This is a genomic window from Streptococcus sp. 121, assembly GCF_016458205.1.
Lineage (GTDB): Bacteria > Bacillota > Bacilli > Lactobacillales > Streptococcaceae > Streptococcus.
Window position 1 is genome coordinate 1 of the sequence record NZ_JAEMED010000025.1, and the last position, 19,572, is coordinate 19,572.

General features: G+C 44.0%; 19 protein-coding genes. 2 read left to right on the plus strand and 17 right to left on the minus strand.

From position 1 onward, the window contains the following. Positions 1 to 313 precede the first annotated feature (313 nt). The gene (locus JEQ21_RS06135) at positions 314 to 1,258 is read left to right on the plus strand and encodes a magnesium transporter CorA family protein (protein WP_199364558.1); all 945 of its coding nucleotides are present in this window, start codon (positions 314 to 316) and stop codon (positions 1,256 to 1,258) included. Between the two features lie 14 nt (positions 1,259 to 1,272). After that, positions 1,273 to 1,944: a DUF1129 domain-containing protein gene (locus JEQ21_RS06140; protein ID WP_199364559.1), complete on the plus strand. Its 672-nt coding sequence runs from the start codon at positions 1,273 to 1,275 to the stop codon at positions 1,942 to 1,944. A gap of 39 nt (positions 1,945 to 1,983) precedes the next feature. Here the strand turns inward: JEQ21_RS06140 and JEQ21_RS06145 are convergent, their stop codons facing one another. From JEQ21_RS06145 to infB, 17 genes are all read right to left on the minus strand, one after another. Continuing rightward, the gene (locus tag JEQ21_RS06145) at positions 1,984 to 3,156 is read right to left on the minus strand and encodes a low temperature requirement protein A (RefSeq protein WP_199364560.1); all 1,173 of its coding nucleotides are present in this window, start codon (positions 3,154 to 3,156) and stop codon (positions 1,984 to 1,986) included. A gap of 121 nt (positions 3,157 to 3,277) precedes the next feature. After that, a complete protein-coding gene (locus JEQ21_RS06150; RefSeq protein WP_199364561.1) occupies positions 3,278 to 4,669 on the minus strand; it encodes a DUF4767 domain-containing protein in 1,392 nt (463 codons plus the stop codon). A gap of 9 nt (positions 4,670 to 4,678) precedes the next feature. Further along, positions 4,679 to 5,434 (minus strand): hypothetical protein, encoded by a 756-nt coding sequence (locus tag JEQ21_RS06155; RefSeq protein ID WP_199364562.1) that lies wholly within the window; start codon positions 5,432 to 5,434, stop codon positions 4,679 to 4,681. 149 nt (positions 5,435 to 5,583) lie between these two features. Beyond that, positions 5,584 to 6,507 (minus strand): DUF6574 domain-containing protein, encoded by a 924-nt coding sequence (locus JEQ21_RS06160; RefSeq protein ID WP_199364563.1) that lies wholly within the window; start codon positions 6,505 to 6,507, stop codon positions 5,584 to 5,586. A gap of 179 nt (positions 6,508 to 6,686) precedes the next feature. Next, entirely contained in the window at positions 6,687 to 7,649 is a 963-nt protein-coding gene (locus tag JEQ21_RS06165) for a glycoside hydrolase family 3 protein (protein ID WP_199364564.1), read from the minus strand. 281 nt (positions 7,650 to 7,930) lie between these two features. Then, entirely contained in the window at positions 7,931 to 8,569 is a 639-nt protein-coding gene (locus JEQ21_RS06170) for a deoxynucleoside kinase (RefSeq protein WP_199364579.1), read from the minus strand. A 499-nt stretch (positions 8,570 to 9,068) separates the two neighbouring features. Next, entirely contained in the window at positions 9,069 to 9,308 is a 240-nt protein-coding gene (rpsR, locus tag JEQ21_RS06175; protein ID WP_135038614.1) for a 30S ribosomal protein S18, read from the minus strand. A 24-nt stretch (positions 9,309 to 9,332) separates the two neighbouring features. After that, on the minus strand, positions 9,333 to 9,827 hold the full coding sequence (locus JEQ21_RS06180; RefSeq protein ID WP_196092227.1) for a single-stranded DNA-binding protein: 495 nt from the start codon (positions 9,825 to 9,827) through the stop codon (positions 9,333 to 9,335). An 11-nt stretch (positions 9,828 to 9,838) separates the two neighbouring features. Next, the gene (rpsF, locus tag JEQ21_RS06185) at positions 9,839 to 10,129 is read right to left on the minus strand and encodes a 30S ribosomal protein S6 (RefSeq protein WP_199364565.1); all 291 of its coding nucleotides are present in this window, start codon (positions 10,127 to 10,129) and stop codon (positions 9,839 to 9,841) included. Positions 10,130 to 10,273: 144 nt separating this feature from the next. Next, a complete protein-coding gene (locus JEQ21_RS06190; protein WP_199364566.1) occupies positions 10,274 to 10,840 on the minus strand; it encodes a glucosaminidase domain-containing protein in 567 nt (188 codons plus the stop codon). A 65-nt stretch (positions 10,841 to 10,905) separates the two neighbouring features. Continuing rightward, positions 10,906 to 11,736, minus strand: coding sequence for an energy-coupling factor transporter transmembrane component T family protein (locus JEQ21_RS06195; RefSeq protein WP_199364567.1), 831 nt, complete (start codon positions 11,734 to 11,736; stop codon positions 10,906 to 10,908). Next, a complete protein-coding gene (locus JEQ21_RS06200; RefSeq protein WP_199364568.1) occupies positions 11,733 to 13,406 on the minus strand; it encodes an ABC transporter ATP-binding protein in 1,674 nt (557 codons plus the stop codon). The genes JEQ21_RS06195 and JEQ21_RS06200 overlap by 4 nt, the downstream gene beginning before the upstream one ends. An 82-nt stretch (positions 13,407 to 13,488) precedes the next feature. After that, on the minus strand, positions 13,489 to 14,034 hold the full coding sequence (locus tag JEQ21_RS06205; protein WP_199364569.1) for an ECF-type riboflavin transporter substrate-binding protein: 546 nt from the start codon (positions 14,032 to 14,034) through the stop codon (positions 13,489 to 13,491). 9 nt (positions 14,035 to 14,043) lie between these two features. Beyond that, entirely contained in the window at positions 14,044 to 14,877 is an 834-nt protein-coding gene (locus JEQ21_RS06210; RefSeq protein WP_196092233.1) for an SAM hydrolase/SAM-dependent halogenase family protein, read from the minus strand. 149 nt (positions 14,878 to 15,026) lie between these two features. Beyond that, a complete protein-coding gene (gene nagA / locus JEQ21_RS06215; RefSeq protein WP_196092235.1) occupies positions 15,027 to 16,181 on the minus strand; it encodes an N-acetylglucosamine-6-phosphate deacetylase in 1,155 nt (384 codons plus the stop codon). A 324-nt stretch (positions 16,182 to 16,505) separates the two neighbouring features. Beyond that, on the minus strand, positions 16,506 to 16,862 hold the full coding sequence (gene rbfA, locus JEQ21_RS06220; protein ID WP_199364570.1) for a 30S ribosome-binding factor RbfA: 357 nt from the start codon (positions 16,860 to 16,862) through the stop codon (positions 16,506 to 16,508). 13 nt (positions 16,863 to 16,875) lie between these two features. Continuing rightward, positions 16,876 to 19,557 (minus strand): translation initiation factor IF-2, encoded by a 2,682-nt coding sequence (infB, locus tag JEQ21_RS06225; RefSeq protein WP_199364571.1) that lies wholly within the window; start codon positions 19,555 to 19,557, stop codon positions 16,876 to 16,878. Positions 19,558 to 19,572: the final 15 nt, after the last annotated feature.

The window sequence follows — 19,572 nt, forward strand, 5'->3', positions numbered from 1 at the left end:
GATATGCAGGAGTTAAATAAGCTTCTTGGAATTGACTGGACAAAGGGAGTTGTGAAGTTCGAGGAATTAAGAAATTATGCTAGAGGTTCATATACAACACGAAAATAATTAAAAAAGATAGCCAAACACCTTGTCCCCCAAGGGGTTAGCTATCTTTTGTCTTTTTTAAAGTGATAAACTCGGGATTATACCAAAAATGCCTTAAAAACAGGGGTTAAAATCAAGTCTGAGCACTGGTTCTTGGGGAGAAAAAGCTTGATTTTGAGCCTATTTAAGATATAATGGAAAGGAATGAAAAAAGAAGGAGGGGACCATGAGACAGGTATTTTTATCCACAACTACTCAATTCAAGGAAATCGACCACATGGAGTCGGGCTCTTGGATAAACCTGATCAACCCCAGCCAAAGCGAGACCATTGAAGTGGCCAATGAGTTCGACATTGACATTGCAGACCTCCGGGCTCCCCTTGACTTGGAGGAGATGTCGCGGGTGACTATTGAGGATGACTACACCTTGATTATCGTCGACGTCCCCATTACCGAAGAGCGGAACAACAAGATTTATTACGTAACCATCCCCTTGGGGATCATTCTAACCGATGAGGTGATTATCACCACTTGTAAAGAAAACTTACCGCTCTTGGATGTTTTTGTTCAGCGGCGCTTGCGGAACTTTTATACCTTTATGCGCTCCCGCTTCGTTTTCCAAATCCTCTACCGCAATGCGGAACTTTACTTGACCGCCTTGCGTTCGATTGACCGCAAATCCGATCAAATTGAAACCGTCCTTTTGGAAGCACCCCGCAACGAGGAACTGATTGAGCTCATGGAATTGGAAAAAACCATCGTCTACTTTAAAGCTTCCTTGAAGACCAATGAGCGTGTGGTTCGCAAATTAACCTCTCCCTCTTCTTCCATCAAAAAATACCTAGAAGATGAAGATTTATTGGAAGATACACTCATTGAGACCCAACAGGCCATCGAGATGGCGGATATCTACGGAAACATTTTACGGAGCATGACGGACACCTTCGCCTCCATCATTTCCAACAACCAGAACAATATTATGAAAACCCTGGCCTTGGTCACCATTGTCATGTCCATTCCAACCATGATTTTCTCGGCTTATGGAATGAACTTTAAGAACAATGACATGCCGCTAAACGGGGAGCCTCACGCCTTTTGGATTATTATTGCCATTGCCTTTGCCATGAGTCTTTCCATGACGCTTTATTTGATTCATAAAAAATTGTTCTAAGAGAAAGGAATTTTATGTCGTTTGAAAATCTAACCAAAAAGAATCAGCAGTATATCCGGACCGTGCAAAAGCTCTTGGAACAGGCGGGAAAATCCCCTGAAGAAATCGAAGCAATGCTAGAGACTATTTTGCCAGATATTGTAGAGAAACAAGAACGAGGCTTCACCGCACGTGCCCTCTACGGAACACCAACCCAATGGGTTCGTAGCCAACTGGAAGGACCAAATCCCCAAGCAGAAGAACAAGCTGAAACCAATGACAATCCTTGGCTTATGTGGCTGGAATCCACCCTCTTCCTGCTCGCTTTTGTCGGAATTGGGATTGGGCTCATCAACCAATTCGTACCTGAAAGTACCAGCTACGGTCTTCTCACCCTCATCAGTATGACTACCGGTGGTGGTGCCGTTTTCTTTGCCCTCTACCACTTCATCTATCGCTACTACGAACCACAATATGAAGGGGAACGTCCAAATGTCCGTCGAGGTTTCCTTTTTGTCGGACTCATCCTCCTCGCCTGGATTGGTCTCATTACCCTTTCAGAGAGCGTCTTAGCCGGCATCAACCCACCACTTCCAAGCATGGTTCTTGTCCTCATCGGAGCTGCGGCTTTCGCCCTCCGTTGGTGGCTGGTCCGTACCTACAATATCAAAAACGCTCGCATCAACCCCCGCCGTCGAGCATTCTAACAAAAAATCCTTGGTTTTAAAACACCAAGGATTTTTTTGTTAGGAGAAGTCCCGTAAATTTAAGCGGGTGTCCGGCTGTGGCAGTCCGTGTTTTTGACGCGCTTTCATCCGAAAACGCATGACATATTGGCTCACAAGATAAGAACTAATGCTAAGAACAAGGCCTAACCATAAGGGAGAAGGACCCACTAGCCACAAGGCCAAGAGAGTAACGAGCAGGCCGATGGAGAGGTGGAGAATATTTTTAGTCTTAAATTGATAATAAGGATAATTATAAACGGTCAGGAAATAAGTCCCTAGGTAGAATAAAACCACTGCAATCAGTAATAAGATTTGCCCCAGCTCAGCATGGTGATGATCGGCTAAAAACTCAACAGAGACCGTAAAGAAATTAATGCCTAATACAACAAGCAAGTGACAATAGAATAAAGGTGCAACGAGTTTTTTGGAATGGTGATCAATCGCTATAAAGGTCTGGGTCATATAATTAATGAACATAAAAGCCATTGCAGTGAAGAGGAAAACTCCGTTAATCAGCGTTTCTCCGATCGGATAGGAGCCAATAATCGCAATAACCGACTCCCCAAAGGATAAAATGGTGATCAATTGACCACGTTCGACAGCATGTGGAAAATTGGTTGGAAGGTCTTCCTCACCACTATAAAAAAGCTTGGCAGAAAGAAGCGGAATCAGAACGGGTAAGATGTATACCACTGACATCCAGATACTCCATCCTCCAATCCCTATCATGAACGGGACTAAAGGAACCATGTATAGCAATAGAGAAAGCATGGACAACTTCATATCCCGATTAAAACCATGGACTCTCCCTTTGATAAAGTATTGTAAGCTTATAAGGCCATAGGCTAAAAATAAGAGGCTATTAAATTGAACTACAACCGGACTTCCAGCTCCCAGTTCGGATGTGTCTAAGTTGAAATTCATGGCCAAGTGCCCTACGACAAACATCAGAGCAATGACTGTATAAATATCGGCTCGCCTAGAATCACCATATTTTTGATAATAAAGAACTTCATTAAACCAAATATTCATTAAAACAATATTGGCCATCACAAATAAAAGAATGTTCTGACCGCTAATGTGTTCCATATGAAAGGAGCCATTCAGGGCCCTTAGGGCTAAGACAAAAGCCAAATCAAAAAAGAGTTCATAGTTCGAAACCCGTTTGGCCAAACCAGTTTTTGTTGACATACTACTCCTCACTAAAAAGAATAAAAATACAGACCCCATTGTAACAAATCAACTGATAAAAGAAAAGGGCTAAAAAAGCCGGAAAAACTCCCGGCTACGATATTGGTTAGATAGTAAAATCTTACTGACTCGCAATATTGGCAAAACCAGCTCGCAAATCTGCATTGGCCGTTTCTTTAAGATAAAGTACCGGGCCATCCCATTGATTATGATAAAGAACTATGGGGTAACCATCACGAGTAAAGGCCATGTAATAAACATGCAGAACAGAACCGTTTAAATATTTGTAATTGGCCACAACATTGTAATCCGCTTCTCCCCGACCATCGGAAGAAGGTTTTAAAGATACCTGATTCCCATTAACCACATATTGTTGGGGACTTTCTGGATTCATAGTCTGTTTTTCATACCCTGGCTGGTTCATCGAATTTCCCCAGCTAACCATAAAGTCTGCTAAGGCTTCCTCTTTACCACTAGTCCATAGAGGAAGTGGTGCAACATCTTTTGCTTGTGTTGTTGTCTCTGATTCCGTACCTGTTGATGGATTCGTTTTTGTTTCGCCAGCCTTTGGATCGATGCTCTCTACTGCGGTTAGGGAGGAAGGATTAGTAAGAAACTGTTGATAAGCCTCTTGCATATCTTGTGGTGCTTCTTGATAACGGTTTTCTCCTTTTTTATGGTCGACGTAGTATACTTTCCCATTTGAGGCAAGCAGGATAGAATAGTTTTCCTTTTCCGTATCTATGAGTTTTTGGCCCAAGTACGTTTGTCCCATCCCTGCAGCAGGTATTAGTTGGTCCTCAGGTACACGTGGTTTTAAAAATTTTTCGAATTCATCGTTCACACTTGTATAATAAGCATGGGTTGCATCTTTCAGAGAGTAAATTCGAAATACAATAGCATTGTCTGTAAAATCTTTCACCTGCTTACTCGTTGATTTCATCCCTAAAAGACGAATGGAATATTTATCCCTTTCCTCGACTAGATTGATATTTGCTAGCTTGGACGCTTCTTCTAGACTACCAGGTGAAGTCCAACCAAAACCAGCCAAAATATCACCATCAACCGATTCTTTTTTAATCACATGGGCTGAACCAGTTCCGTGTGTTGGCAAGGTCGTTGACCGAACGGTCACCGCATCTTGACCATAGGGACTATCATATAGCCATTTCCCAAAGTTTTGAGAAACCAACTTGGCTTCCTCCTCACTGAGTTGCTCAATCTTCTCAGTATAATCCACTTCTTCTGAACCTTGATTCACTGACTGGGATACCGAGACTTGGCTATTTGTAGACTGGCTGTAGACATAATAGCCAGCTCCCAGAAGAAAGGTAGCTATAAAAATAGTTCCCCATACCCAAGTCGGAAGGCCTTTGGTTGATTTTTGTGCAGGTTGAACTTGAGCGATTTGTGGTTGCGGAAAACCAGCTTGTTTAGCCCGCATAAATTCTTCAGGTGTCGGTTTGCGACCAAAAACTTGCTCAAAAGCTTGAGACCAATCGTTTGCATTCATGCTCTTCTCCTATCCTAACATTTCCAATAGTGGTCCAAGGGCAAAATAACCCAAAATCACAGCCAAGGCAATGGTCAAAAGAACAATCGCAATCATGGCTAGGACTCGCAAAATTCGCTGACCTGTTGAGGTTTGTTGCGGATTTTGATTAGCAGCTGGTTGTGAAACATAGGTTGCCGTTGAAAGTACTGGATCGACTGGAGGTACACCATTTGCTGCTGGTTGCACAGATTCAACAGGTTGACTAACTGCTGGTTGTGGTTCTTGACTTGTCTGAGAGGTTCCCATTGTTACTGTAGCCTCCTCTGGTCTAGCGATAGCTTGAACAGGTTGAACTTCTTCAGTGACCTCGAATTCAGGACTGGGCTGGACTATTGTTTCCTCTTGTACAGCGCTCGTTTGAACGGGCTGGATTACAGGCACTTCTGGCTCAGAAGCCGCTTCTCCATTATCTTCTGGCATCGCTGGCTGAAAAACAGTTCCCTCTGAAAGGCTGGCTTGGGAGTCAAATCCGAGCTCCTCGTCTACTTCTGAACCAACAATTGCTGGAAAGCCTTGGGTTTTAGCTGCCATAAATTCTTGGGGTGATGGATTGCGGTTATAGACTTGGGTAAAAGCCTCCGTCCATTGAGCAGCCGTCAGGCTTCCTGATTTTTCCACAAGCAATTCCGGAAAGCCTGCCTTTTTAGCCTCCATAAATTCTTGGGGCGACAGTTCCCGCCTTTCAATTTTTTTAAAAGTATCAGTCCACTCTTTTCCTGTCATGATTTTTCCTCTTTCACCTCTACTGCTTTTAGAATAACATCATTAGGTTGTGATTACAAGGTGTATGTAACCAATGGTTAAAAAGACCTAGAAAAAAGGCCCATGGATGTGATAAGCATGGACCTCATGAATCTTTAACCTAAATTGAATTAATAAAAGGAAATCAGTTTCACTAAATATTCACCAGCAATCATCGCTGACAAGACACCAAAGACAAATAAAACTAGTCCGTTTACAACAACTGCAAGAATATATTTATAAAACATATCCAAAGAGGATACATCGCGCGAATGAGCTAAGGCAAAGGTTGTAGCTAGTCCAAACACTAATAGGCTAAGAACAATCAAGATAAAGGCAATGGAATAAACATCGATTAACACAAATAGAGTCGTAAAAGCCATCATGACAATATTCACAGAGAATAGACGTCCATACCAATCAAAGGCCTTTGTTAGTGTAAATTGTGTATCGCTATAAACAAAACGTTTAGCTACAAATCCAGCAAAAATAATGGCAAATAGCGATAAAGCTGCTCCAACTAAAATAGCCATGAAGGCTGAGAATCCAACTGGATTACTCATAAAAGGGGTTGAACTGTCAGAATAATAACTGTTAAGGCCATTAATGAAATTTGATCCCACTCCCGCTGTTTTACGAGCAATAATAAAGACTGTCAAGGTATAAAACAGGGTCAAGAGACCAAAAGCAATCCAGCCATTAGCAGGGGTTGTTTGTACAACGGATGTTGGTGCTTTCAAGGCTGATACAAACCAATTCCAAAAATTACGTGAGGTCTGCTTCATTTGTTCCTGGCGTTCAGGCGACACCAATGGCGCTGCTTGGGGAGCTGGTGGTACTTGACCTTGTTGTGCAGCTTCTGGTTGAACAGGTGGCACTTGATTCGCTTGTGCAGCTTCTGGAGCGACTACTGTTGTAGTTGCTTGTGCAGCCTGAGGTTGACTTGGAGCAATATCTACAATTTCCCCATTTTCCATAGCTGCAGCTAATTCTTCTCCAGTCGCAGGGCGTCCGTTAATTGCCTCAAAATATTCTAACCAATCTGATCGGTTCATCGTTATCTCCTCTTTTTCCTAAACTTTTCTATTGAAATTTAACAATCCGTTAAATCAATACTTCGATATTATATCGTTTCAAAAGCTAGATGGCAATAGACATTGAAAGGATTTTCACGGAATACCTAAGGAAAATAGATTATTGAGAACATTATTCAACCTTCAGTTTCTTTTATCCATTAGTTCAGTAAACCTAGGTCATATTTCCAGGCGAGGATTCGTTTGACAGACTGATCGATCCGCTTCTCGGTCAGTTCACCTTCTTCAATTTTATCCAAAAGGTATTGAATTTGACTGCTGTAGCTAGATCCTAAGATGAGGTCATTACCGGCTTGAATAACCTGAAAAGCTGCCTCATCTTGATCAACAAAATCAGCTAAACCTGCCATATCCAAATCGTCCGTCATAATAACTCCCTTAAAGTTCAGCTCTTTCCGAAGAATATCGGTGACTTTTTTAGAAATCGACGATGGGACAGAATCTACTTGGGTAAGGATATTGTGAGATACAAGGATGCTATCCGCCCCATTCTCGATTCCTGCTTTAAAAGGAAGGAAATCGGATTTCCTCAAACTCTTCAAGGATCTGTTATCACGAATAATAGCTGTATGACTATCCCCATTGTTACCATATCCAGGGAAATGTTTCAGCGTAGACCCCAGACCTTCTTTTTTAAAGGTTTGAACAACTTCAGAAACATAATCTGCCGTTGTTTTAGCATCTTGGCTAATAGTTCGGTTGTAGATAAAGGCATCGGGATCTGTTGCTACATCCGCAACAGGTGCCAAACCAGCGTTGATACCTGCTTCTTTAAGCGTTCGTGATTTCCGTTTTGCATCTGTTACGATAGCATCCATTCCACCTTCATGATACAGTTCCATCGGTGATAAGAATGGTTCTGAAAGAATACTACTTATCCGTGTAACCGTACCTCCCTCTTCATCTGATCCGATCAACATGGGAACTTTGGAGGTCTGTTGAAACTGATCTGTTAACGCTCGAAGCCGCCCAATCGTTTGGCCTTCAAAGTCTTTCCCAAACAAGATATAGCCACCCAATTGATAGTCTTTGATATCTTGGATCTGATTGGAATACGGTAGACGGGCCCAAAAGAGCTGTCCAACTTTTTCTTCCAAGGTCATATCATCTAGTAAGGCTTGAATCGTTTTTTCCTTCTGCGATGGCTGTTTCTTTTCCGTTTTTTCACATCCATCTTACTTTGCGCGCTTTTCTCCTTTTGATTGGCCCCAAAAAGGAAAAACAAACTACTAAAAACGAATACATAAAATACTAGAAATACAATCGGTTTTAATCTTCTTCTCATACTGTTCATATTATAGCATCTCTGCTGAACGAGGACCAGTTGTTAAAAAGTAAAAAGCCTCAAGCAGCGTACAGAGCTACTCGAGACTCCTTACATTCATTAGGATCTAACTTCCTTCAAAGCATCTTCAATTTGCTTTAAAACAGCCTTCATAGAGTCTTCATCGTTCACAAAGTCAAACTGGTTTCCATCAATCCGAACCTTCGGACTCTTATCATAAGCTTCATACCAGTCTGGATAGGCGCTATGAACTTGTTGGTAATAAGCCTCTAAATCTGGATTCCCATCAATTTGTTCATACTCACGACCACGCAGGGCAATCCTGTGCAACATGGTGTCAAAGGAAACATCAATATAAATAAGCAAATCCGGTGCTTTTTTAGGCATGCCCTTCAACTCTTCCATCATATTATCTAGAAGCTCGTGGTAAACCTGATGCTCCTCCTGCGTAACATTGCCATTTCGGTAGTTCAAATCTAAAAAGAGAGCATCTTCAAATATTGAGCGATCTAGAACATTATTATCATCCTTATAGGCCTCTTTAATGCTCTTAAAACGTTTATTTAAAAAATAAATTTGCAAAAGAAAGGCATACTTCTCTGGATTTTTATAGTAGAGATCCAAAACGGGATTGTCATCTACCGATTCATAGAAAACCTCTGTCCCAAAATGTTCCCCCAAAGCCGCTGCCAAGGATGATTTTCCGGCACCAATGGTACCCGCTAAAACTAACAAAATTTTCATTCCCTCCTTAGAATTTGAGCAAGTCTTTGAACTCAAAATTGACTATCTCAAAAAATCAATTACTCCCTACTACTTTATCACAATAGACTTCTTCTTCCTAGAGTCTACCACTAAAAAATGAAAAAAAGCCAAGCAAAAGGTTAGTAGGAACCTACCTAACTCCTAAAAATCCTCTGGACCGATAGATGGCTTCCTTCTGAAGCTCCATAAAATAGAAAATGAGACCTGAACATCCGTTAGGTCTCATTAATCATTTTATTTTTACGCAGTGGTTGATTCGGTCAAACAGCTAAAAGGCTGTTTGAGGTAATAGATAGAATTTGCGAAGCAAATAATAATTATTCGCCTTTATTGAAAGAACACTTCATGTTCTCTTATCCAGAAAACTCAAAGAGTCAATTCCTGACTCTTTGACCTCCAAAAACAACCTAATCAACTGTGCGGGGGTGATAATACGAACTAAATTTTATAAAATTTAGTTCTGTATCACTCCCTAATCTTCGTTTACGTAAGGCATTAGGGCCATAACGCGTGCGCGTTTGATGGCGTTTGTGACTTTACGTTGGTTCTTCGCTGAAGTACCAGTTACGCGACGTGGAAGGATTTTTCCGCGTTCTGAAACGAAGCGGCTTAGAAGTTCTGTATCCTTGTAGTCAACGTATTCAATTTTGTTTGCTGCGATGTAATCAACTTTTTTACGGCGTTTGAATCCGCCACGACGTTGTTGAGCCATTGTATTCTCCTTTATAGTATTGTCTTAGAAGGGAAGGTCGTCATCAGAGATGTCCATGGGACTGGTAGCACCAAATGGGCTGTCATTCCGAGAAAAATCAGGCATGCTAGGTTCAGCACTTGGCTGGCTGGCAGCTGGAGCAGATCCAAAGCTGTTGCCACCACCGAAACTTCCGCCACCACTGTTGCCTTCACGGACAGCACGACTTTCCAAGAGTTGGAAGTTGTCTGCTACGACTTCAGTAACGTAAACACGTTGCCCTTGTTGATTTTCGTAATTACGGGTCTGGATACGGCCCGTAATTCCGATTAATGCACCCTTCTTCGCCCAATTCGCCAAGTTCTCGGCTTGTTGACGCCAGATGACTACATTGATGAAGTCAGCCTCGCGCTCACCATTTTGACTCTTGAAGGTGCGATTCACAGCGAGGGTGAAAGTCGCCACTGCAACATTAGATGGGGTATAACGCAAATCTGCGTCGCGGGTCATACGACCAACAAGTACAACATTATTTATCATTTGTTACCTTCTTACGCGTCAAGTTTAACGATCATATGACGAAGGATGTCGCCATTGATTTTAGCCAGACGATCAAACTCACGAAGAGCTGCATCATCGTTCGCTTCAACGTTCACGATGTGGTAAAGACCTTCATGGAAATCTTGGATTTCGTAGGCAAGGCGACGTTTTTCCCAGTCTTTAGACTCAAGGATTGCTGCACCGTTGTCTGTCAAGATTGCGTCGAAACGCTCTACCAAAGCTGCTTTAGCTTCTTCTTCAATGTTTGGACGAATAATATAAAGAATTTCGTATTTAGCCATTGATATTTCCTCCTTTTGGACTAATGACCCATGTCTCCATGAGTAAGTGAGGCTTATTCTCACAAGATACTATTATACAAGAAACTCTCACCTAAGGCAAGAGTTTTCTTTCTTTTTTCTTAATAGAGTTTTCTTTCTTTTTTCTTAATAATCGTATTGAGTCAAGTTGTACTGCTCAATCAGACGGTTAAGTTTGACATTATAACTTGAATCTGTCGCATAAGTTCCTGTCAAGGCCAAGGTGGCATCTTGGTAGGAAGTGGTATTCGCCTTCCATGTTCCTGCATACATAGGCTGAGAAAGCACAAGCGCATAGTCTGTTAAAGAAGCATAGTAAGAGGGGTAGCTCCGGAATTGATCCCGGATTTCATACATGTCACCACTCCCATCATCCTCATTGGTCAAAAAGGTAACCCCCTCACCTTGGTAGGTTCCCTTAATCCCAAATAAATTGTAGTGAGGAGCCTGAGACAAGCGACTGGTGCCACGTTCCGATTCCAACAGGGCTTGGGCAATCATAACTGAAGCATAAAGTCCATAGTGATCTGCCACCACCTGTGCATCTGGCGCAATCGCCTCTACGAAGCTATCTTCAGTTGCTACAGTATAAGTCCCTTGCTCGGTCTCGAAAGCCTGATACGCCATGAAACCCAAACCCACTGTTGCCAAGGCCAAGATAAGAAGATCTAGCCCTTTTTTTCTCTTAGGCATCTCTTACTCCGTTCATCCATTTTTTCTTTAGTCTAACAAGAAAAAAGAAGGAAGTAAAGGAAAAACTAGAGGGACCATGGATTATAAAAACGACTTCCCTGAACCCACATGAGATAAAGGGCCAGCAATAAAGAAAACAGTGCAAGCCCCAAAAGAAGAACGTCTTGCCAGGACCAGGCTTGTGTCCAATACCAGGTACGGCGTTTTTCCTTCCCAAACCGCCGCAATTCCATGGCCCGCGAAATCGTCTCAATTCGCTCTAAAGAAGTCAAAATCAGTGGAAAAAGAATCAAGGCGTTGCCGCGAATACGCGTAAATAGCGGCTGATTCGAAGACAAGTCCAGACCACGGGCCTCCTGGGACTTACGGATCATAACAAAATCCTCTTGGACATCTGGAATGTAGCGGAGGGTCAAACTCACCGCATAAGCAATCCGGTAGGAAACCCCGATTTGATTCAGACTAGCCGCAAACTGACTTGGATGGGTCGTCAAAAGAAAGACTAGAGCCAAAGGCAAGGTCGCCACATACTTGAGAAAAAGATTGGACAAGTAAAACAACTCTTCTTGGGTTAGACTAAAAGGGCCAATCCCCGCCCAAATGAGATGGCGACTGCCATATATCTCGACCCCGTATTCTGGAGAAAAGAGATAAACCATCAGCAAATTCATCACCGCAAAGAAAGAAGCAAAATAAATAACCCAGCGAATGTTCTTCCAGGAAATTCTGGACAAGCGGAGTGCCACTAAGGATACAAATGCAATCGCCAATAAGAGTCGCGTATCATAGGTAATCATGGCGGCAATCGAAGTCAGCAAGAAAAACAGGAATTTACTAGCACCCGTTAGCTCATGAATCCAAGTCTTCCCCGGCTGATAGCCAATAAAATTGTTCATGCCTTTCTCCCTCTTTCTTGATAAAACTCAGAGAGGACGATGGCATCCGCCCCAATCTTTTGCGCTAGGTAAAAGAGCGAAGTCTCCCGCAAGTGAGCCTGGGCCAAAACATCCGGCCGGGAAAGGAGTTCCCGCGGATTTTGGTCTGCCAAAATCCGCCCCTGGTCCAATACTAAAGCACGATCTGCATACTCCAGCATGAGCTGCATATCATGCGTAATGAGAACAATCGCGTGTCCCTGATCAGCTAATCCCTGTAGAAAATCCATCATTTCCCGGTAATGAGCCTGGTCTTGACCAGCAGTCGGTTCATCTAGGATTAAAACCTGGGGCTCCAACACCAAAATGGCTGCAATGGTCACCCGTTTTTTCTGACCATAGGACAAGGCAGAAATCGGCCAATTCCGAAACGGTGTTAGACCACAAGTCTCCAAGACAGCGGCCACCTTAGGTGCCACTTCCTCCTCCGACAGACCTCTGAGTCTGAGTCCTCTAGCAACTTCATCAAAAATCATGGATTGAGAAATCATCTGGTTTGGATTCTGCAGAACATACCCCACTTGCCGAGCTCGCTCTGCTAGGGATTGGTCAGCCACTTCCTGTCCCTGCCAGAAATACTGACCTTGGGCCGGTAAGTAGCCCGACAAGAGCTGAGCCAGGGTGGATTTTCCAGTTCCATTTTTCCCGACCAAAGCCACCAGCTCCCCTTTTCGAAGTTGGAGATCTAGCCCTTCAAAAATCGCAGGTCTATCCGGATAAGCAAAAGTCAACCCCTTCCACTGAGCCAATACTTCTCCGGTTTCAGCTTTTAATCTGCGGGTTGATTCAGGTAACGGAAGTGGAGGAAGCTCTAGGGCTTCCAACTTATCGAGAGGTAGGCCTGCTCTTAACTCCCACCCCAACTCCCTTAGAGCAGTTAGGTATAAAGGTTCGCGGATACCAACCCGTGCCAACTCTGAGCTAGCTAATAGTTGGTTGGGAGGACCGTCAAAAGCAATCTGACCATTTTCCACCAGAACAATCCGATCTAGTCCTAGTTCCAACACCTCTTCCAGACGGTGCTCAATGATGACTAGAGTTGACCCTGTTTCCTCATGCAATCGACCTAGTAATTGCAGACTTTCGTGCGCTGCCTGAGGATCTAGGTTGGCCAACGGTTCATCAAAAAGCAGGAGGGGACTTTCGTCAATCAAGACACCTGCCAAACCAACTGCCTGTTTCTGACCACCTGACAAATCTTGTGGGCGCTGATGTGCTAACGAAGTTAGACCTAAATTCTCCAACCAATAAGCCACTTTTTCCCGAATTAGTGCTGTTTCCACAGCATCATTTTCCAAGGCAAAGGCCACATCTTCCGCAACAGTTTGACCAATAAACTGACCATCTGTATCTTGAAGAATACTGGAAATAAGCAGAGAACGCTGGACAATACTTGAAGCTAGCAAATCCTGACCTTTGAACAAAAGTTCTCCCTGAATGTGGCCTTCATAAACATGGGGAACCAGACCATTGAGACATTGCCCTAACGTCGACTTTCCTGACCCCGAAGGTCCAATAATGGCTACTTTTTCCCCTTGTTGAATGGTCAGATTGATATCTTTCAAGGTCGGCTCTGCCTGACTCTGGTACTGAAAGGAAAATTTTTTAAACTGAATCAGTGGTTCCACCATGTCACTCCCTTTTTTCTTCCATTTTATCATAGTTTGGATGTCAAAAGGACAAAATTCACAAGGTGAATTTTGTCCTTTTGATTTATTCTTTGGTCAAGCTACCGGTCTTGACTTGGTTACGAGCATAGAGGCTTAGTAACAAGCTACCTGCGATGGCCACAGTTACTGAATTGGTCAAACCTGCAACGACTCCTTGGGCAAACACCTTGTTAACAGGTTCCTTATAAATCAGAATATCCCCGAGAGGAGCTACCAGTCCCCATAGGACTAGGTTGGCAATCACCTGAACCAGGTTAAAGGTTAGCAGCCCTTTTGAATCTAGCTTGCCTGATTGCAACTGCAAAGTCTTTCTTGCGTTTCCAACAATCAAGCCAAAAAGACCGGAAGCAAGCACCCAAGACCACCATGGTGATCCACCACGAAGCAAGTCCATATTTGCGTGGCCAATAAAGCCAACAAAAAAGCCAACGATGGGACCATAAATAATCGCCAATAGTGCTTGAATCGCGTACTGAAGTTGGATATAGGTATTCGGAATCGGGGTGGGAATACTAATTAGACCGACAACGATAAAGAGGGCCGCCCCCACACCAATCGCAACAACTTGTTTAATAGATAATTGTGACATTATACACTCCTAAATCTTTTTCAACTGAATAGACCACTGTGGCCCCACGCCAACATTATAGGCCTTGGAGAAAGAGCCCTGATTGATAGCTAAGCCTAGACGGTAAACCGAATTCACATAGAGGACTGGCTGCCCAATACGGACATCCGCAAAGGACTTACCGTAAACCACTTGGTTTTGGTAAACCAACATGTCATTGTTATAGATGGTGACTTCAAAGCGATCACCAAAGTCAGGCTCCAATTTTTGAAAGTCTTCCCGTTTGATTGAGGTCCAAAGGGAGCCAAAGCGTACATCCAAAATGTCGACAACACCTTGCACCCAGTCTGGGCCATGGGTGGTTTTGACGACCGGAATTTCCACAATGTGCTCCACACTTAGTTCCGGACCTACCTCTTCGAAAGTAATGTGACCGCTGGCTAATTTTGCCCCTGTATAAGCATAGACGTCACGTCCATGGAAAGTGTAAGAATGTTCTGTGTTGGCACGACGGTTGGATACCTCAGAAATTTCCCGTACCGCCACCACTTCATCCTTGATATAGGACAGGGTTCCATTATCTGGTGTCACAATATATTGATTGCGCTTAGTCAAAGCCACAACACTCTTGCGTTTGGAACCAACACCTGGATCCACAACCGACACAAAGGTTGTCCCCTCTGGCCAATAATCGATGGTTTGGAACAGGCGGTAGCTCGCTTCTTCAATATGATAAGGCGTGATATCATGCGTGAGATGATGAATATTCAAATCCCGTGCTTCTTCCAAAGCCACCCCAATCATGGCCGAAACCGCTCCATCCACTAAACCAAAATCCGATTGCAATACTAATAAGCGATCCATACATCCTCCCAGTGACTACTTTCTACTACTCCTCTATCCTACCAGATTTCCAATAAACACCCAAGACGAATTTTCTTATTGAGGCCATTAAATTTTTTTATGAAGAAAAAAACCAGGTGATTCGCATCACCTAGTCTTCACTAAGAATTCTACTTAGCCTGATAGCGCAATTGCCCATCCAAGTAAGTTTCTTGCAACTCTAGTTTAGGACTCCAGATCAAAAAGTCTGCGGCTGCACCAGATCGAATCTGACCACATTCTTGTTCGAGATGAAGTGACAGTGCAGGATTCAAGGTTGCCATTCGCAGCGCCTGCTCCGGATTGGCTAATCCCCAGTCCACTACATTTTTCACCCCATCCTTCAATTGAAGGATGGATCCAGCCAATGAGCCTGAATCTTTCAAACGAGCCGTTCCCTCTTGGACCACGACTGGGAAATCCCCTAGATGGTAATCCCCATCCGGCATCCCCCCTGCCCGCATACAATCAGTAATCAAAGCCACCTGATCCAAGCCCTTTTGATCCATCAAAATTTGGCAGGCACCTGGATGCACATGATGACCATCACAAATCAATTCCGCAAAGGTGTGCGGCAACTGATACATGGCTCCAACCATACCCAGCTCTCGATGGGTTAGGCCACGCATACCATTGTATGCGTGAACCCACACACTTGCTCCTGCTTGAACAGCCTTCCGAGCCTGATCAAAGGTGGCATTGGAATGCCCCAAAGCAACCGTAACCCCTTCCTGGGTCAAGGTTTCCACAAATTCTTCAACCCCATCCCGCTCAGGAGCAAGCGCAATTTTCTTAATTTGTCCCTGGGCTGCTTCTTGCCAATCCCTAAATTCTTCCAGACTCGGATCTTTCATATAGGCCGGATTTTGAGCTCCTTTGAACTCCTCTGTAAAGTACGGGCCCTCAAAATAAATCCCTTGGATTTTTGCTCCCTTGGCCTCTTTGTAGCGAGCCCCAATTTGTTCCGATACTTGGCGAAGATCCGCTGTATCTGCAGTCAGGGTTGTTGGAAGGAAACTCGTCACCCCAGTGCTAAGAAGCCCCTCACTCATGGTTGTTAGGACTCCATCAATGTCCTTATCCATGACATCGATCCCTCCAAACCCGTGAATATGGGTGTCGACAAGACCCGCACTTACCCAATAACCGGTGTAATCACGAATTTCCCCAGATTCTGGTCGCTCAGCCTGCCATTTGCCAAATCGACCATCCTTGATTTCTAAATAACCTGCTCCCTTTTTCTCATAGGGATAGAAAAAGGCATCTGCTTGAATATAGTAGTTCATCATCGATTCCTCCTTATAGTTATTATACACCTTGATGGAAAAAATGGAAATGGTCTAGACCGGTTTTTTCAAACATCACTCTCAAGCCAAAAAAGCTGCTACTACTAGGATGGAATAGGGTAAGAAAAAAAGACCACATCTCACAATATACTCTTTTAGTTTATCTTTTATTACTGTGTTAGCTCGTCTTGCCGTACTTCAGTAGTGTCTGCGACTCGCTGCCTTGTACTAAAAGCAAACTAAAAGAGTATATCAACAAAAAACCTCCAACCGAAACAGTTGGAGGGCTCATTCTATCGTCACTCATTCGAGAATAGGTTTCTATTAAAAATCTTCCTTGTTCAAATCCCGCAACATTTGATCGATTTTATTTCCATATTCAATGGATTCATCTTTGATAAAGGTCAAATCAGGGATTTTGTAGATGTGGAGTTGGCGACCTAATTCCCGTTTGATGGTTCCGGTCGCTTTTTCCAATCCGATTTGCGCTTTTTGGTTATCAGATGCCAGATCACTCATAATGCTGTAGTAAACCTTGGCAAGGGAGAGATCACCGGTCATTTGAACATCAGTGATGGTTACGCCTTGGATACGGGGGTCACGAACCTTCTTCTGAAGGATTTCGTTGACTTCCCGTTTGATTTCCATAGCGACCCGGTCTGTACGAATTGAATTTGCCATGAGGGCCTCCCTCTTAGTGTTTAATTTCTTCCATGACGTAAGCTTCGATGATATCGTCGACCTTAATGTCATTGTAGTTTTCAACCATGAGACCACCTTCACGGCCGTTGGTTACTTCTTTTACATCGTCCTTGAAGTGTTTCAAGCTTGCCAATTCACCGTCGTAGATTACAACATCTTGGCGAATAACGCGAACGTTCGAATCACGGGTAATTTTACCACGCAAGACCATAAATCCACCAATTGTACCAACTTTTGATACCTTGAAGGTCTCACGGATAACAGCTTCCCCAATAACTTTTTCTTCAAATTCAGGATCAAGAAGTCCCTTCATCGCATCTTCGACTTCTTCAATAACCTTGTAGATAATGCTGTGTTGACGAATTTCAACACCGTCGGTTTCTGCTTGTTGGCGAGCTTGTGGAGTAGGGCGAACGTTAAAGCCGATAATGATGGCATTTGAAGCTTCTGCCAACGTAATATCAGACTCGTTAATAGCCCCTACCGCAGAGTGAACGATGGTTACTTTCACGCCTTCAACTTCAATTTTTTGAAGCGAGGCCGCGAGGGCTTCAACAGAACCTTGTACGTCTGCTTTGATGATGACATTAACAGACTTAACTTCACCGGCTTTAAGGGTATCGAAGAGATTTTCCAAGCTAACACGGGTTGTGTTTTGACGTTGTTGGAGAAGAGCTCGTTTGGCACGTTCTTCACCAGCCGCACGCGCAGCTTTTTCGTCTTCGTAAACCGCGAAGTGGTCACCCGCCATTGGGGTTTCATTCAAACCAGTAATGGATACCGGTGTTGATGGACTAGCGACCTTAACCCGACGACCGAGGTCGTTGGTCATAGCACGAACCCGTCCAAAAGTATTACCGACAACAATCGGATCCTGGACGTTTAGGGTTCCTTGTTGAACCAAAAGCGTTGCGACAGCCCCTTTACCTTTATCCAATTGAGCTTCGATAACAGTACCGATGGCACGAACAGTTGGGTCTGCTTTCAATTCCTGGATTTCAGCAACCAAGAGGACCGTTTCCAAAAGCTCATCAATGTTTTGGTTGAATTTAGCTGAGATTTCTACAAACTCAGAGTCACCACCCCAAGCTGTTGACATAACGCCATGCTCTGCCAATTCACCGATGACGCGCTCTGGATTTGCACCTGGTTTATCAATTTTGTTAATCGCAACAATGATTGGAACATTAGCGGCTTTAGAGTGATTGATGGCCTCGATCGTTTGTGGCATAACACCGTCATCGGCTGCCACAACCAAGATGGTAATATCCGTTACAGACGCTCCACGAGCCCGCATACTGGTAAAGGCCGCGTGTCCAGGTGTGTCCAGGAAGGTAATCTTCTTACCGTTTTCTTCAATTTGGTAGGCACCAATGTGTTGGGTAATTCCCCCAGCTTCTCCTGTTGCGACACGAGAATTGCGAAGGGTATCCAAGAGAGTTGTTTTACCATGGTCAACGTGTCCCATGATGGTAACCACTGGTGGGCGCTCAACCATTTCCTCTTCGTTAAGATATTCTTCATCCACGAAGAAGCGTTCGATATCAGCATTATCGACTTGAACCTTCTCTTTGGCTTCAATTCCATAATCAACCATCAAGAGTTCGATGGTATCCCCATCAAGAGATTGGTTCTGGGTCGCCATAATGCCCATCATAAAGAGCTTCTTAACAATTTCTGCTGGTTCACGTTTAATCCGTTTTGCAATGTCCGCAACAGTCATGCCGGCAGTGTATTCAAATTCTTTCGGAAGTTCGTGGAACTTACGTTCAGTAACCGGTTTTGGTGCCTGATTCTTACCACGTTGGTTCTTCCCTTTGTTTTTGTTTTTATTCCAATTACTATTTCTTTGATTTCTCACTTGATTCTGGTTATTTCGATTTCTATTTGCTTGCTTGCGTGGACCATCTTCATGCTCGTTGTCACGGCGTTTATCCGGTCTCGCTTGTTTTTTACGACGATTATCTGGGGCTGGTGCTGCCGCCACAGGCGCTTGGAAAGCAACTGGTTCAGGAGCTGGAGCCGCTGTTACTTGGGCTGCTGCTTCTTGTTTCGCTTCCTTCCGGCGCTTTGCCTGCTCCTCTTGAGCTTGGCGTTGGGCCTGAGCTTCCTTGAAGCGGGATTCACTGTTCCGTGCATATTCCGCATTTTGTTCAGCTTTCAAAGCTGCCGCACGCGCCTTGAAGTCCAGACGCGGACCCGTTTGCTGGGTATTTCGATCTTGGCGACGATGTTGATCACGATTCCCACGATTGCGGTTTTGATCGCGACCATTTCCTTGCCGCTGACGATCCCGGTCGCGGTCGCGGAAATTTTGTCCTCGACCTCGGCCATCCTGGCCATTGCGACGTTCCTGATTTCCCCGATTGTTCTTGCGACGCTCAGCGTCCGCCTTAGCTTTGGCCTCACGCTCGGCTTTAAAGTTCCGGTTTTGGGGTCGGCTACTTTGGGCTTTTGCAGGCTCAGAAGCTGGGGCTGGTTTGCTTTTCGGGCTTTCCTTTGGCGCTGCAGCCTTTGGAGACTGAAAACTTTTTTTAATGCGATTAGCTACATCCGCTTCGACAGAAGAAGCATGGCTCTTCACTTCAATCCCCAATTCCTTAGCTCGATGAACAATTTCTTTACTTTCTTTACCAAGTTCCTTGGCAATTTCATACAAACGTTTTTTAGACATCTACATGCCTCCATT